Raw genomic sequence first — 14,533 nt, forward strand, 5'->3', positions numbered from 1 at the left:
CTATGTTTGGAAGGGATAAGCGCTGAAAGCATCTAAGCGCGAAACCCGCCTCAAGATGAGACTTCTTTAAAGGAACCCTATAGATGATGGGGTTGATAGGCTGCAGGTGTAAAGGCAGTGATGTCATAGCCGAGCAGTACTAATTATCCGTAGCTTTCCGTTCAACAGTCTTGTGTTTACTTTAAGACTCTTTCACTTTAACATGTTGATTAATCCGAAAAAGATCGGATTAATTATAAAATACTGATACACCCTCCCGATCAATCGGGATAAGTGGTCAAAATAATTAAGTCCGCCTTCGCCAAGGCTAGGTTGGACAAGACTTTATGGTGACTATGGCGGTGGGGTACACCTCTTCCCATTCCGAACAGAGAAGTTAAGCCCACCAGCGCTGATGGTACTGCCGTAAAAGGTGGGAGAGTAAGTCGTTGCCAACTTTTATTTACAACCCTGATAGTGAAAACTGTGAGGGTTTTTTTGTGTCCTTTGGTTTTTTGTGCTTCTCTTTGCAATGTCCCCTACAGATAATCTGGATTAAGCCAGCCCTGCTTCTCCATATACTCCACTTCTAGCATAGGATAATTGTAATCCAGTACGACCTTGCCTATTAAGCTATAGAAGCCTTTGCCTCTGAAAGGGTATTTTTCAGTTACTTTAGGGAAGTGGACTGTATCAAAAGTATTTTCATAACAGTCGTGAAAGGTACCGAAATACATAGATTCTTTGTTTTTTGTAGAGGTTCTTTTAATAGTTACCATATAGCCGATGAGATGTACTTTTTTATTAATCTTATTTTTTAATTCTGTAGCAAAAGTATTCGGTGTGATTTCGGTATTCATTAATATATAGGGATTACATGTTGGATAACCAAATATCATCAATTCATTAAATGATTTTTCCAGAGCAGTTGTTTCCATTTCTGGAAGGCTGTAATTTACAGGCTCTTCTTCAAATAGATTTGCATTCGCAGTTTCTTTCTTTTTGAGATATAGGGAATAGGCTTTCCATAAAAGATGTTTGTTTGGTTTGTTAAAGCTATTAAAGGTTCCAATTTTTATTAGAATGAATAGTTGTTCTTTTTTAATAGGGATTCTTGTTTTAAAGTCCTCGAGGCTTTTGAAATTACCATATCTTTCTCTTTCAGTTACAATTTTTTCAGCTATCTTTTTCTCAAGGTCTCTAATATGAATAAACCCTAAATATATTTTCTTTCCTTCTATTCTGGTGAGGTAGTTGCTTTTATTAATACAAGGATTAATTATCTCTGCACCTGCTTTTCGGGCTTCATGAATGTAAAATTCTGTTTTGTAAAATCCTCCGAAATTATTGATGACGCCTACCATAAACTCTATTGGGTAGTGTGCTTTAAGGAATAAACTCTCATAACTTTCGACTGCAAAGCTGGCAGAATGACCTTTTGCGAAGGAAAAGCCTGAAAAACTTGATATCTCATACCAAACTCTCTGAATCACCTTTTCATCAAATCCTTTTTCACGACAATTTTTAAAAAACTGCTTTTCGACCCTTTCAAATTCTTTACGAGATCTGTACTTTCCTGACATTCCTCTTCTTAATATGTCTGCTTCGCTTAAGGTGAGGCCACCGAAGTGATGGGCTACGCGGATAACATCTTCCTGATAGACCATCACACCATAAGTTTCTTTCATCAGTTCATCCATTATGGGATGGATGGATTCATAATTTCCGTTGCTGTGATGGCGTTCAATATAAGTTCTCATCATGCCGGACTGTGAAACCCCTGGCCTAATAATAGAGCTGGCAGCCACTAATGTTATATAATCTTCACATTCTAGCTTTGCAAGTAGCATTCTCATAGCTGGAGATTCTACATAAAAGCAGCCCATAGTATTACCGTTTTTGATAAGGTTCTTAATAGCGGGGTCTTTTTCCAGTACCTTAGTGTGTATTTTTCTAGGATCGATTTTTTTACCTTGATTTTCTTCTACAATTTTAATGGTATCCTGAATATGTCCAAGGCCTCTTTGACTGAGAATATCATATTTGTAAATCCCTATATCTTCAGCATTGTACATATCAAAATGAGAAACTGGAAAGCCTTTTGGTGGCATTTCAGTTGCCGTAAATGCATAAATAGGTTGTTCTGTGATTAGTAACCCACCCGCATGAATGGAAATATTGGCAGGAAATTCTTTTGCTACCATGTGCTGCGTATAGTGCAATACCTTATGTAGATATTCGTCTTTTCTTCCATAGTTAGGATTTTCAGAAAGCTTATCAATTTCTGTTTTAGGCAGACCGAATACTTTGGCTATTTCGCGCAACATCATACGGGATTTCATAGTAGTGTGTGTGCCTAATAAACAAGTGTGATGCGCATCATGTTTGTCAAACATGTACTGAATCACCTCATCTCTATGTTGCCAAGAGAAATCAATATCAAAATCTGGAGGTGAGGTGCGTGATGGATTTAGAAAACGCTCGAAATAAAGGTCTAGATCAATAGGGTCTACATTGGTGATTCCGAGGCAATAGGCTATCATACTATTCGCACCACTTCCTCGCCCAACATGAGGGAATCCTTTACTTTGAGCAAACTGAATCATATCATAAGTAATAAGGTAGTAAGCTGTAAAATCTTTCTGCCTTATGATTTCCATTTCCCTTTCGAAGCGTTCAGTAAGCACTGCATTTTGCTTTCCATATCGATTTTTGAAGCCTTTTCTTGCCTCTGATTCGAAATATTGCCAATCTTCTATGGCTGAACCCAATAACGATCGTTTGTTTTTAGATTTACCAAATTGAATTTCAAAATGACATGCTTCCAACAGTTTTTTAGATTGTATTATCATAAATTCAAATCCCTGATAATATTGGATCAGCACTTCTTTAGGTTTCATAAATTCATTGGGCTGCGCTTGAAATTTTTTATCCAAACGGCTGAGTAACTGATTTTGCTGAATTGCTCGCAATAAACGATGCATATTAAAGCCTGTTTTATTTTTGAAGGTAACAGGGGACAAAGCCAATAATTTTTTCTTTTCAAATTTATGATGTTGATACCTTAAACGATTGAGTTCCTCGGGCTTTACTCCTATAAATTCGTTGGTGCGCAGATTTTCAGGAGCAGTGTGCATGAGATAAATTACTGCTACATTATCAGTGAAGCGTGGTCTGCTTTGCAAGGGTAAATCGTTTCGGTTGTGATAAGATAAAAAGGCATTGAGTTCTTCAAAGCCTTGATTATTACGGGCGATACCGATATAGATTAATTGTTCTTGATTACGAAATTCAATTCCTGGGATTACTTTTAGCGGATAATGAGCATATTCATTTTTCAAAAAACGGAAAAATTCAATATATGCAGCCGTACTATGAATGTCAGTTAATGCAATTTGATGAATATCATTTTCAATGCATTCTAATATTAGTTCTTCGGGCGATAAAGTGCCGTATTTGAAGCTAAAGTGTGTATGGCAGTTGATATACATTACTAATATTTTTAGTAAAATTACTAAAAATATTAGTTTAAATTCAAATTGATTTTACTTTTTATTATGTTAATTTATTTCTCTTGAATCCAAATAAATTCTTGTTTAACAACCGACAGCACTATATATTCGAAACCTATGGAACTATCCTTTTTGATTACTATTCTGGTTATATTAACTGCCATTGTTTTATTTGCTACCGAGGCTGTCCGAGTGGATTTGGTAGCGATAGGTGTAATGGTATTGTGGATAGTATTTGGCGTTTTAGAACCTGAGGAAAGTTTTAAAGGCTTTGCCAATAGTGCTACACTCACCGTAACGGCTATGTTTATTTTAAGTAGTGCCTTAATAAGAGGCGGGGTTATCAAATTATTGGCACCTTTAACCACTCGTTTATTCAATAAATCTTATAGTGGCGCTATATTGGGGATGAGTTCTGGAGTGGGTTTGTTATCTGCATTTATCAATAACACACCTGTTGTGGCCACTTTTATACCAATAGTTTCTAAAGCTGCAAAAAAGCTCAATTTACACCCTACTAAGTTTCTTATTCCATTATCTTATGGAGCCATATTAGGTGGGACCTGTACTTTAATAGGAACATCTACCAATCTGTTAGTCGCAGGTATTGCAAAAGATAAAGGATTTGATGAAATCGGATTATTTACCATGACTCCTATTGGGCTTGTATTTTTAGTGATAGGCTTACTGTATCTTATGTTTATAGGAAAGCATTTATTGCCTAAGGAATCGCAAGTGAAGCCTTTGCAGGATGAGAGCCAAATCACTAAATTCTTGACTGAAGTTAAAATACAGGAATTACCAGACGAAAAAAAAGGGATAAGTATAGAAGAATTGTTTGCTGTGAAGGATTTATCTTTTGAAGTGCAGGAATTGAAGAGGGGGGACGAATCCATCAAAAATCCTAAAATGGATACAAGACTTCAGACAGGTGATGTGATGTTGATTAAGGGAGAGCTAGATAAAGTGAAGAAAGTAGTAGCAGATAAACATCTTTCCATAGTGAAGTCCATTACGGATAAATATTTTCCCGAAGAAGAGACAAAAGTAGTAGAGGTAATTATTATGCCAGGAACACACTTAGTCGATAAGAAGCTTAAGAATATAGGGTTCTTGAAAAATTATCATTCGCATCTGCTAGCAATTAGGCATAGAGGTAAGCGTAAGTTCAGCGATATGGAAAATATTAGACTGAAAGTGGGGGATATTCTATTGCTGCAAACGAGTAAGGAAGGTTATGAATTATTGCAAAAGGCTGAGAGTAATCCAAATGCTCCTTTCTTATCAATTAAAGAAACCGATTTAAATATACCTAATAAAAGGAAGCTTTATATATCAGCTGGTGTTTTGGCATTAGTAATATTGACTGCTACATTTAATATTTTACCCATTGTAGCATCTGCCTGGGCAGGTGTTTTTCTATTAGGGGCTTTTAGGATTATTAGTATGACGGATGCCTATCGTTCGATAGATTGGCAAGTAATATTTCTACTGGCCGGTTCTTTGAGTTTTGGGACCGCTATGGAAAAAAGTGGTTTGAATGAATGGTTGGTTACACATTTAACATCCTTTACGGAAAATGAATTAGCACCGTTTATTATAATAGGCGTCATTTATTTAATGACCATGATTTTTACTGAAATCATGTCGAACAATGCTGCGGCCGCTCTAATGGCACCACTTTCCATGGCAATAGCAGAAGCTTTAGGCTTCAGTCCATTACCTTTCTTAATAGCAGTAATGATAGCGGGTAGTGCCAGTTTCATGACACCAATCGGTTATCAGACCAACACCATGGTGTATAGTGCCGGGAATTATGAATTCAAGGATTTCTTTAAAATAGGTGCACCACTAGGGGTTATATTTTGGATTATTGCTTCATTGCTTATTCCTATTTTTTATTCATTTTAACAGTAGATTTTCCAGGTCATCAACATTATTGTAATTCTTATCTCTTCTTTCACCGTTCACAAATTGGTCTTCAAAGGCTAGTGCTATGGTGTCAATTTCTTGGGATTTAAATAATGCTTGCTCAGGTTGAGTACCTAAATATAATTTAGGGCAGCAAACAAAACTAAGGGAACTAATGTGCTTAAGCCCCAAACCAATTCTCATCCCGTCTCAATCTTTTATCAAGCCCTACGGTATTGCCTCTCATAATGCTTTCCAAACCATGTTTGTGGCGGATTTTATCCAAGGCTTGGTAGAGTTGGATGTATTCTTCCGTATCGTCAAATAAATTGATTTGGTAATTGCCGTGCACTAGTCCGCTGAGGCGCACTCCAATTAGTCGAAGCATCATCCTGCGGGTGTATAATTGGTCAAAAAGCTCTTTTCCAAAGCGAATTAAAGATTTGTCGCTAGCGGTATAGCTAATTTTCTTTTGCTTGCTTTCCGTATCAAAATTGCTGTAGCGGATTTTAATGGAGATGTTGGAAGTCAGGCGGTTCTGCTCACGGAGTTTGTGCGCTAGTTTTTCTATCATGGCTACCAATATAGCTTTCATTTGCTTTACGTCCATGCTGTCATCATGGAAGGTACTTTCGGTGGAAATGGATTTTTGTTCGCTATAGGGCGTGATAGGCGTATGGTCTATGCCTTGTGCTCTTTGCCACATCACAATCCCATTTTTACCAAAGGTATATTCCATCAGCTTTTTTGGGATTTGCCTGAGCGTTTCTACTTTTTTCACACCCATTGAGCGTAGAAGCTCAGAGGTTTTCTTTCCGATCATCGGGATTTTATGCACGGGCATAGGATCCAAGAATGCGATTTCTGTTCCAGGAAGTATTTGCCGAGTATTGTTAGGTTTTGCTTCTCCTGTAGCTACTTTTGAAACCATTTTATTTTGTGAAATTCCCATGCTGATCGGTAATCCGCTTTCACTGATGATTTTTTTTCGCAGCTCTTTTCCCCATTCATAGCAACCAAAATATTTATCCATTCCGCTTACGTCCAGATAAAATTCATCCACAGAAGCCTTCTCAAAAAGAGGTGATTCGCTTTTAATGATTTCCGTAATCAGCTTGGAGTAATGGCTGTAGTTTTGCATATCTCCCGCTATCACCAGAGCCTCTGGGCAAAGCTGTAATGCCGTTTTCATAGGCATGGCAGAATGTACACCATATGCCCGGGTTTCGTAACTACAGGCAGCTACCACACCTCTGTGCCCGCCTCCAACGATAACAGGCTTGCCATTTAGTGTTGAATCTAAAAGACGTTCGACAGACACAAAAAAGGTGTCCATATCTAAATGAATGATGGATCTGGTAGCATTTTCTCGCATAAAACTAAAATAATTAGCTTTTATTTGGCTTTTTTAATTATTAATACTAAATTTATTATCAAAATTACTAAAATAAATAGTAATTCAATTGAAAAAGTTCACGGCTTTTAAAATTATTAAGTGGGATGGATGTAAAAATTAGATTATCAAGTAAACGCCTTAATTCAGGAAGGTGTCAGGTGCATTTTCATGTGCGTACTAAAACGGGAGATAGCAAATGGTACGGTTACACACTAGCTGAACCACAAGATACCGTAAGCGAGGTGGTCGGTAGAATTAGGAGTCGATTTAACAGGGCGGAGGATAAAATTTCTTTGCATCAAAAGGTGCTATATCATATGAATGAACATTATAGAGAAACGGATGATTTGATGATTTTTAAAGTCCCCTAACCCGCCAACTGGCGGGGAATTAGGCAGCAGGAAAATGAAAGTTGAGTGCAGTTGATTAGGTCAGTACCGAAGGACCGGAATGGGCAGAATTGACAATAGACAGTTGACAAAATGAGAATTAATATTTTGGAAGTTTAGTTCAGACCGGTTTATAAAAATTGAAAGAAGAATATAGAATATAACGAAATTTAAGATAAATGATATAAGTTTGAATTGGGGAGTAGGAAATTAGAAGATGGAAGTGGGGAGTTTGATTTTTCTAGATACTCGATACTAACTACTTGATACTAAATAGAAATAATGAGCTTGATCAATAACAATATTAAATACCTCCGAAAGGAGAAGGGTTGGACTCAGCAGGACTTAGCTGATGAGTTGGGGGTGAAGCGTCCGCAGATTGGTTCTTATGAAGAGGGAAGGGCAGATCCACGGATTCAAACATTGATTAAATTATCGGATCTTTTTAATGTGAGTATGGATGATTTGTTAGGGAAGGATTTGTCAAGCCCAATGACAGTTAGCCGAAAACCAACCAAAGTGTTGGCTATTACGGTGGATAGCCAAGAAAGAGAAAATATTGAATTAGTCCCTCAAAAAGCTTCTGCAGGCTATACCAATGGCTATGCAGATCCTGAGTATTTACAGGAACTTCCCCGCTTTCAATTACCTAATTTACCTCGAAATAGCACTTACCGAGCATTTGAAATTAGTGGTGATTCCATGTTGCCTTTGGAACCCGGTACCATTATTATAGGCGAATATGTGGAAAGTCCTGAGGCAATCCGAAATGGTAAAACTTACATCATTGTGAGTGAGCAGGAGGGAGTGGTTTATAAAAGAGTTTTCAATTATGCTGAGGAAAAAGGAGTGTTGTTTATGGTGTCGGATAATACGGTGTATTCGCCTTATGAAATTCCTTTGGAGAGTGTTATGGAGATTTGGGAAGCAAAAGCTTTTATCAGTACACAATTTCCTGATGTCAAAAATGGAGATAAACCTCCTATGAGCTTAAGAGAGCTAACTGATATTGTGTTAGAAATTAAAGAGGAAGTGACAAAATTGAAGAAGTAACTACGCTGAAGCGGAAGTAACTTCCACCAGCCTGAGGCTGGTGGAAGTTGTCATTTTAGTCTTTTAAGCTTTCAAAGCAGCAACACCAGGTAATTCTTTGCCTTCCATATATTCTAGTAAAGCACCACCGCCAGTTGATACATAACTTACTTTATCGCCATAACCTAAGCTGTTTACAGCTGCAGCTGAATCTCCGCCACCTATAAGTGAGAAAGCGCCATTTTCTGTAGCTTTTACTACTGATTCAGCAATGGATTTTGTTCCTTTAGCAAAATTCTCCATTTCAAAAACACCCATTAGGCCGTTCCAAAGGATAGTTTTGGATTCTTCTACTGTTTTTTGGAAAATAGCTGTTGCTTCTGGTCCAATATCCAGTCCCATCCAGCCATCTTCTATGGCATGATTTTGTGCTATTTTCGTATTGGCATCATTAGCAAAGTTATCTGCTACTATGGAGTCAATTGGTAATTTTAATTCAACCCCTTGCTCTTTGGCTTTTTGAATCAACTCTTTGGCTAAATCTAATTTATCTTCTTCTACCAATGAGTTTCCGATTTTTCCTCCCATTGCTTTAAAGAATGTATAAGACATTCCTCCACCTATGATTAGATTATCTACTTTACCTAATAACTTTTCAATGATTAAGATTTTATCAGAAATTTTAGCACCTCCCATAATAGCTGTATAAGGCTTATCTGCTTTTTGCAATACTTTATCGGCATTTTCGATTTCAGCAGCCATTACAAAGCCAGCCATTTTATCATCAAAGAATTTTGCGACTACTGTGGTAGATGCATGAGCACGATGAGCGGTTCCAAAGGCGTCATTCACATAAACATCTCCTAATTTTGAAAGAGCTTCGGCAAAAGCTTCATCTCCTTTGGTTTCCCCTTCATGAAAACGAACATTTTCCAACAATAGAACTTCTCCATTTTTTAGGTTTTGGGCTGCAGATTCAGCTTCTTCCCCTATAGTGTCCTTACTGAAATGAACTTTGGCTCCGTAAGCTTTCTCTAAATCACCTACTATATGTTGTAGTGAGAATTTATTTTCTGGTTCGTTTTTAGGTCTTCCCAAGTGGGACATTAAAATTGCTTTTCCTCCATCATCTAATATTTTTTTAATGGTTGGGATGGTAGCCTTTATTCTGGTGTCATCAGTTACCTGAAAATCTTTATTTAAAGGCACATTTAAATCGACTCTGATTAATGCGGTTTTGTTTTGGAATGAATAGTCTTTTACGGTTTGCATTGAATTAAAATAATTATGGTTATAAATTTATTCTCTTACGGCTGCTCTTTGCAGTCGATCGTTTATTGCTTTTCCCAATCCCTCAGAAGGTACTTTTTCAGTAATGATCAAATCTACATTACTCTCATCTAATTTACGAAGATGCGAAAATAAGTTTTTAGCTGCTTCGTGCATATCTTTAGTTTTCGAGAGTACTAATGATGTTTCTACATTATTGTAAAACTTTGAAAATGATAATACTCCTATTTTTGATTCAGGATTCTGCTCAATTAACTTTTCAATATCTCCTAAAATAATGTTTTTTCGAGGAGCGTAGTGACTTTTAAGCATACCAGGAGCATCTGGTTTTGAACTCGAATGTGGAAGAACTTTTACTTTACCTACTAATCTTTCGATAGCATTTACTTCTAATCCTCCCAATCGATAGATTATGGTTTCTCCATTTTCAAATCCCACTATAGTGGATTCTATCCCTACCTCACTAATTTCTCCTTCCAATATAAAAGGTATTTTATGGCCCAGTTGCTGTTGAACATGAACAGAACTGGTTGGACTTATATAGCCAAACGGATTTGCGCTAGGGGCTGCTAAGGGATAATCAAGAATTTTAAGTAAACTTAATGCTTTTGGGTGTTTTGGTATCCGAAATGCTACTCTATCTAATCCTGAGCAAGTTAAATCTGGGATTTTCTGGTTCCTTTCCAAAAGAATAGTTAGTGGCCCTGGCCAAAAGGCATCGGCTAATATTTTCGCTGTCTTTGGAATTTCAATTACATATTCACTTATGGCTCCAATACTATGAGAATGAAGAATCAATGGATCAAAGTGTGGACGGTTTTTTACTGCGAAGATTTTACTCACAACTTCCGCCTTTAATCCGTTTCCTGCTAAGCCATAAACTGTTTCAGTAGGCAGTCCAATTAAATGATCTGCATCGAGCATGGCTTTTGCCTGATAAATATCGCTATTGATTTCTGCCATAATTCTGAAGGCGAATTTAAGTTATTTTTTTATTGATGTCACAGATTTGTAAAATGAGAATGATATATTTATACTTGAACGTACCAAAACAAATAAAACTATGAGCAGAAAATCTAGAAATTTAATAAAACTAGTGGCTATTATAATAATATTGGTTTTAGTTTTTATGGAATTAGGAATTATTGCAATTCCTGCATTGGCAACCTATAAATTTTGGTTAAGTGTTATAGCCTTTGCAATGGCATTATTAGCTTCCAGGTAATTTTTGGAAGGGAGAAGATTGGTCTTCTCCCATTTCTTATTTACAAAATTTCTCTAATGCTTCAATTGCATCTTGAAAGCCTCTGTTTTTTGCTTTAATCAAATCATCGCAACCAGCTTCTTTTTGGTCTGTATTGATTTTGATAAACCCACTCCAGTAATAGCTCTCTCCATTCTCAGGATTTATTTTTAAGCTAAGGTTTAATAAACTATCAGCTTTATTAAATGACCCAAATTGCAATAAGGTTTTCGCACTATTTAGATATGGAATATGATTATTTGGCGAAAGTTTAATAGCAAATCGATTATCTTCCAAAGCGGCATCATATTGTTTTAATTCAAATAGAGCTGTTGCTCTGTTAATGTATAAATCTGCATTATTTGGGCGTAAATCTATAGCCTTGTTGTAATCTAATAGAGATTTTTCATAATTTTTGGTCTCTAAATGCACATTTCCTCTATTATAATACGGCTTATAATTTGATGAATCATTTTTTATTGATTTTGTAAAATCTTCCTTTGACTTTGAATAATCTAATAATTGCAGATGTGCTACACCTCTCATATTGTAAGCGTCAGCATTAGTATTATTCATAGAAATTACCTGATTTAAGTATTTTATCGCCTCTTTATAATTTTCAGACTTCATGTTTTTTCTGCTTTCTTGCATTAGTTCTTCTTCTGAAGGACTGCAAGCGAAAATTAGTGTTGAGCAAATTAGTAAAATAATAGTGTTAACCTTGAACATATGTTTAAACAATTAATGTTGTAAAATATAAAAAACCTTACATGAATGACTTAAATGATGTTTGTGCTATTTACGTTTAAAAAAAGCGTTTTACATTTGTATTAAGCTTTACGATTCATTTATTCAAATGGGCGTAATTTTAAGGTTGATAGTTTACCCCGGTTTGGTTCACCGGGGTTTTTTTATGCCCTATCAATTCTTTCCACATTTTCGAATTCCATTATAAAGTCTTTACCAAATGCCTGTGCAGGTGTTAAATAACCTTTAAGACTCTTTTCTTCAAGTTTTAGGGCAGATGATAATGCTGTCTTAGCTGTAAGGAAGTAAGCTTCAGGTAAAATTAATTCTGCTGAATAGCTGTTTTCTTCTTTGTCAGAAATTTTTCCCAATACAAAAGTTTTTCCTGATTTGAGATTTTCCTCGCTTGGACCTGTAACAGAATTTTCAATTTTTCTTCTTACTAGCTTTTGAATCCATCCAATGCTTAGTAGAAATTTTAATCTTCTAAATTTTTTAATTTTTTTAATCATTTTAATACTTGCGCCACTAAATACTTTAATATTCGGTATTTGTGTCTGATGGAAACTGGTCATAAGATCTCCCCACGGAATGGTCATACACCATTGATGCCGATGCGAAAATTTAAATTCCTTTACTTCATATGCCAAAGGAACATTTTTTATTTCTCCGTTCTTTCTTATAAATCCACCTTTTGCAATATTTTTTGCCATAGTTACGGCTGTTCCACGCGACATGCCAGTTTTAGAACCAACAAATGCTAATTCTAAAGCATTACCGTTAGGCATTTTTTCCTTTAGATATGCAGCTAAGCAATCTGTAGGTACTACATCAAAACCTACGCCTGGCAGGAGCGCTATGCCTGCTTTTTTGGCTTGTTCGTCATATTTCATGATATCTTCAAACACCCATATTTCTCCTGTAATGTCCAAATAATTTGTTTTGGAATTAATACAAGCCTCCACCATTGGGATAGCTGTTTCTGAAAAAGGCCCAGCACAATGGATTACGGTATCGAATTCCTTTAAGAGCGTCTCTAATTTGACTGTTTCTGAAAGTTCAATAATATGGTAAGGGAATCCTGTTTCCTTTGAAATAGATTTAATAGCCTCTTCATTTCTCCCTGCTATTTCTATCCTTATTTCATTATCCTTAGCTTCCTGTGTAATTAGTTTTCCGGTATAGCCGTTAGCCCCATATATCAGAATTCTATATCCCATTTAAAAATACTTTTGATTTTTCCGCCATTCTCAAAATGGAGGGTTCCTTTGTTAAGGTTTCCACACTATTTAGTTTAATCCAATGAAAGTTATTGCTTTCAGAGTTTATTTGAGTTTTTTCAATTTCAGTACAAAAATAAGCAAACCTAACATCAAAATGATAATGTTCCGGAATTCCTTTATTCTCAGGAATGATATGAATATCTATATCAAAGATTTTATTTGTGATCAATTGTAAGTTATTAAGTGCCGTTTCCTCCTCAGCCTCTTTCTTTGCTACTTTTTCTAAATCTGTTTGACCGTCTGCATGACCACCGGGTTGCAGCCATTTGTTAAGTTTTTTATGATGCAACAAAAGCACTTCTTCAGAGTTTGGGTTAATTATCCATGCTGAGGCAGTAAAATGAGCTTCTAGGTTATCTCTATAAAATGATTTCTTTCCTTTGGACTTATAGAGCTTAAGCATTTTTTCTTTAAATACTTCTTCTTTTTCTGAAACTGGATTGTAGTTTTCTATGAGTTTCATTTTAATGAAATGGGTAAAAAAAAAGCCATCTTTTAGGATGGCTTAATGGAATGATTGAGATTGTATATTATTGTAATTCTAAGCTTAAAGTAATATTAGTGTCATTATCAGTTGCTTTAGGATAAGGTGCAGTATAGCTCAATGTTAAGTCACCATTTTCCTTGTTGATATTTCCGATAGTTAAATCACCACCTGGGCTTAAAGTAACCACATCTAAATTTTCATTCAGACTAAAGCTACCACTGGCACTTAAGGTTTCAGCGTGATTCAAATTTGCATCAGTAAAGGCTGAAAGACCAGAAACTGAATAAGTTGTGTTTTCTGCGTTAAAATTGATAGTAATTCCGCTTAGGTCTTCATCTAGAACGTTAGCTCCTACTATGTTCCAAGTTCCACTTAATTCCTCAATTTTCTGTTCTTCAGGACTTGGATCATCATCTTTTTTACATGAGCTGAATATAACAACAAAGGATAATGCTAAAAAGCTTAAAAGTTTAATGTTCATTTTCATAATTAGTAAATTAGTTATTTTAATCTAATGCTTAAAAATCTGAATTATTGTTCATAATCCAATAAAATATTTATCTTTTATTTGATTTTTTTAATTCTATTTAATGTCAATATTAACGATTTTTTTTGCAAAATCATTATATTCTGTAGGGTCATTTGATGCAATGAGGGTAATTCTTTCGTTAGCTGTTCTTTTCAAAAGGTCTTTATACCATGCAACTCCTTTTGAATCTAAGTGAGAAGTGGGTTCATCCAAAAGTAGAACCTTAGCTTCAAAACTACAACATAATATCAATTTCAACCTTTGCTGCATTCCAGAAGAGAATTCAGCAACAGCTTTATTCATACTCCTATGCAAATTTGCATTCTCAATTTCATCCATCACATTTTTCTCTAAATGCGTTTTTTTAAATTTTGAATGAAAATCCAAATGCTCCTTTAAAGTAAATTCTTCAATTAGATTTAGATAAGGTGCTGATATTCCTAGTAGTTTATAAATATTTTCTTTTTCAACTACTTTCCCTTCTTCAATAAACTTCACATTTCCTTTACTTGGAGCAATTACTCCCGCTATTATCTTAATCAAAGTTGACTTACCACTACCATTTTCTCCAGTAATAGCATATGCATTATTAGATTCGAAAGTATGGTTCAAATCTTCAAAAAGTTTGTTCTTTGGGTATTTTTTAGATAGCCCTTCAAGAATTAATTGCATATAGTGCTATTTAAAACTTCAAATAGGAATCTTATTCATTTAATGGAGCCAAATCAAATGATT

Annotated in this window: 14 protein-coding genes and 2 rRNA genes (1 of these 16 only partly in view); 6 read left to right on the forward strand and 10 right to left on the reverse strand. The window is 35.5% G+C overall.

Annotated elements, in window-relative coordinates; all coding sequences use genetic code 11:
• Together ABWH96_RS07475 and rrf are read left to right on the forward strand one after the other, a co-directional pair.
• Positions 1-162: ribosomal RNA gene (locus ABWH96_RS07475) — 23S ribosomal RNA — on the forward strand (it extends 2,734 nt beyond the left edge of the window).
• 163 nt (positions 163-325) lie between these two features.
• A 5S ribosomal RNA gene (gene rrf, locus ABWH96_RS07480) occupies positions 326-437 on the forward strand.
• 81 nt (positions 438-518) lie between these two features.
• On the opposite strand, the gene dnaE is transcribed toward rrf, so the two are convergent.
• Positions 519-3,470: a DNA polymerase III subunit alpha gene (gene dnaE / locus ABWH96_RS07485; RefSeq protein ID WP_375580846.1), complete on the reverse strand. Its 2,952-nt coding sequence runs from the start codon at positions 3,468-3,470 to the stop codon at positions 519-521.
• A gap of 138 nt (positions 3,471-3,608) precedes the next feature.
• On the opposite strand from dnaE, the gene ABWH96_RS07490 reads away from it, so the two are divergent.
• Positions 3,609-5,402: a sodium:proton antiporter gene (locus ABWH96_RS07490; RefSeq protein WP_375580847.1), complete on the forward strand. Its 1,794-nt coding sequence runs from the start codon at positions 3,609-3,611 to the stop codon at positions 5,400-5,402.
• Here the strand turns inward: ABWH96_RS07490 and ABWH96_RS07495 are convergent.
• Both ABWH96_RS07495 and dinB read right to left on the reverse strand, forming a co-directional pair.
• Positions 5,394-5,606 carry a hypothetical protein gene (locus ABWH96_RS07495; protein WP_375580848.1) on the reverse strand — a complete coding sequence of 71 codons (213 nt, stop codon included), beginning with the start codon at positions 5,604-5,606 and terminating at the stop codon, positions 5,394-5,396. The genes ABWH96_RS07490 and ABWH96_RS07495 overlap by 9 nt on opposite strands.
• The gene (gene dinB / locus ABWH96_RS07500) at positions 5,584-6,777 is read right to left on the reverse strand and encodes a DNA polymerase IV (protein ID WP_375580849.1); all 1,194 of its coding nucleotides are present in this window, start codon (positions 6,775-6,777) and stop codon (positions 5,584-5,586) included. Before dinB ends, ABWH96_RS07495 begins: the two co-directional genes overlap by 23 nt.
• Positions 6,778-6,902: 125 nt before the next feature.
• Here dinB and ABWH96_RS07505 point away from each other — a divergent pair, with 125 nt between their 5' ends.
• Together ABWH96_RS07505 and ABWH96_RS07510 are read left to right on the forward strand one after the other, a co-directional pair.
• Positions 6,903-7,169, forward strand: a complete 267-nt coding sequence (locus tag ABWH96_RS07505) for a hypothetical protein (RefSeq protein ID WP_375580850.1) — start codon at positions 6,903-6,905, stop codon at positions 7,167-7,169.
• Between the two features lie 300 nt (positions 7,170-7,469).
• Positions 7,470-8,240, forward strand: a complete 771-nt coding sequence (locus ABWH96_RS07510) for a helix-turn-helix domain-containing protein (RefSeq protein WP_375580851.1) — start codon at positions 7,470-7,472, stop codon at positions 8,238-8,240.
• A 63-nt stretch (positions 8,241-8,303) separates the two neighbouring features.
• Here the strand turns inward: ABWH96_RS07510 and ABWH96_RS07515 are convergent, their stop codons facing one another.
• Together ABWH96_RS07515 and ABWH96_RS07520 are read right to left on the reverse strand one after the other, a co-directional pair.
• Positions 8,304-9,491: a phosphoglycerate kinase gene (locus tag ABWH96_RS07515; protein WP_375580852.1), complete on the reverse strand. Its 1,188-nt coding sequence runs from the start codon at positions 9,489-9,491 to the stop codon at positions 8,304-8,306.
• A gap of 27 nt (positions 9,492-9,518) precedes the next feature.
• Entirely contained in the window at positions 9,519-10,472 is a 954-nt protein-coding gene (locus tag ABWH96_RS07520; RefSeq protein WP_375580853.1) for an L-threonylcarbamoyladenylate synthase, read from the reverse strand.
• A 100-nt stretch (positions 10,473-10,572) separates the two neighbouring features.
• Here ABWH96_RS07520 and ABWH96_RS07525 point away from each other — a divergent pair, with 100 nt between their 5' ends.
• On the forward strand, positions 10,573-10,734 hold the full coding sequence (locus ABWH96_RS07525; RefSeq protein WP_375580854.1) for a hypothetical protein: 162 nt from the start codon (positions 10,573-10,575) through the stop codon (positions 10,732-10,734).
• A gap of 36 nt (positions 10,735-10,770) precedes the next feature.
• On the opposite strand, the gene ABWH96_RS07530 is transcribed toward ABWH96_RS07525, so the two are convergent.
• The 5 genes from ABWH96_RS07530 to ABWH96_RS07550 form a co-directional block, all read right to left on the reverse strand.
• Positions 10,771-11,481, reverse strand: coding sequence for a tetratricopeptide repeat protein (locus tag ABWH96_RS07530; protein WP_375580855.1), 711 nt, complete (start codon positions 11,479-11,481; stop codon positions 10,771-10,773).
• A gap of 182 nt (positions 11,482-11,663) precedes the next feature.
• A complete protein-coding gene (locus tag ABWH96_RS07535) occupies positions 11,664-12,719 on the reverse strand; it encodes a saccharopine dehydrogenase family protein (RefSeq protein ID WP_375580856.1) in 1,056 nt (351 codons plus the stop codon).
• Positions 12,709-13,245, reverse strand: a complete 537-nt coding sequence (locus tag ABWH96_RS07540; protein ID WP_375580857.1) for an NUDIX hydrolase — start codon at positions 13,243-13,245, stop codon at positions 12,709-12,711. The genes ABWH96_RS07535 and ABWH96_RS07540 overlap by 11 nt, the downstream gene beginning before the upstream one ends.
• A gap of 67 nt (positions 13,246-13,312) precedes the next feature.
• Positions 13,313-13,750: a hypothetical protein gene (locus ABWH96_RS07545; protein WP_375580858.1), complete on the reverse strand. Its 438-nt coding sequence runs from the start codon at positions 13,748-13,750 to the stop codon at positions 13,313-13,315.
• A 102-nt stretch (positions 13,751-13,852) separates the two neighbouring features.
• Positions 13,853-14,470 carry an ATP-binding cassette domain-containing protein gene (locus ABWH96_RS07550; RefSeq protein WP_375580859.1) on the reverse strand — a complete coding sequence of 206 codons (618 nt, stop codon included), beginning with the start codon at positions 14,468-14,470 and terminating at the stop codon, positions 13,853-13,855.
• Between the last annotated feature and the right edge of the window lie 63 nt (positions 14,471-14,533).

The organism is Marivirga tractuosa, assembly GCF_042140215.1.
Lineage (GTDB): Bacteria > Bacteroidota > Bacteroidia > Cytophagales > Cyclobacteriaceae > Marivirga > Marivirga tractuosa_A.

Bases quoted from the DNA above. Each gene is read 5' to 3' on its own strand.
- ABWH96_RS07510 (WP_375580851.1), top strand. From the start codon at position 7,470: ATGAGCTTGATCAATAACAATATTAAATACCTCCGAAAGGAGAAGGGT.
- ABWH96_RS07535 (WP_375580856.1), bottom strand. From the start codon at position 12,719: ATGGGATATAGAATTCTGATATATGGGGCTAACGGCTATACCGGAAAA.
- ABWH96_RS07545 (WP_375580858.1), bottom strand. From the start codon at position 13,750: ATGAACATTAAACTTTTAAGCTTTTTAGCATTATCCTTTGTTGTTATA.
- ABWH96_RS07550 (WP_375580859.1), bottom strand. From the start codon at position 14,470: ATGCAATTAATTCTTGAAGGGCTATCTAAAAAATACCCAAAGAACAAA.
- ABWH96_RS07525 (WP_375580854.1), top strand. From the start codon at position 10,573: ATGAGCAGAAAATCTAGAAATTTAATAAAACTAGTGGCTATTATAATA.
- ABWH96_RS07515 (WP_375580852.1), bottom strand. From the start codon at position 9,491: ATGCAAACCGTAAAAGACTATTCATTCCAAAACAAAACCGCATTAATC.
- ABWH96_RS07490 (WP_375580847.1), top strand. From the start codon at position 3,609: ATGGAACTATCCTTTTTGATTACTATTCTGGTTATATTAACTGCCATT.
- dinB (WP_375580849.1), bottom strand. From the start codon at position 6,777: ATGCGAGAAAATGCTACCAGATCCATCATTCATTTAGATATGGACACC.
- ABWH96_RS07520 (WP_375580853.1), bottom strand. From the start codon at position 10,472: ATGGCAGAAATCAATAGCGATATTTATCAGGCAAAAGCCATGCTCGAT.
- ABWH96_RS07505 (WP_375580850.1), top strand. From the start codon at position 6,903: ATGGATGTAAAAATTAGATTATCAAGTAAACGCCTTAATTCAGGAAGG.
- ABWH96_RS07540 (WP_375580857.1), bottom strand. From the start codon at position 13,245: ATGAAACTCATAGAAAACTACAATCCAGTTTCAGAAAAAGAAGAAGTA.
- ABWH96_RS07530 (WP_375580855.1), bottom strand. From the start codon at position 11,481: ATGTTCAAGGTTAACACTATTATTTTACTAATTTGCTCAACACTAATT.
- ABWH96_RS07495 (WP_375580848.1), bottom strand. From the start codon at position 5,606: ATGAGAATTGGTTTGGGGCTTAAGCACATTAGTTCCCTTAGTTTTGTT.
- dnaE (WP_375580846.1), bottom strand. From the start codon at position 3,470: ATGTATATCAACTGCCATACACACTTTAGCTTCAAATACGGCACTTTA.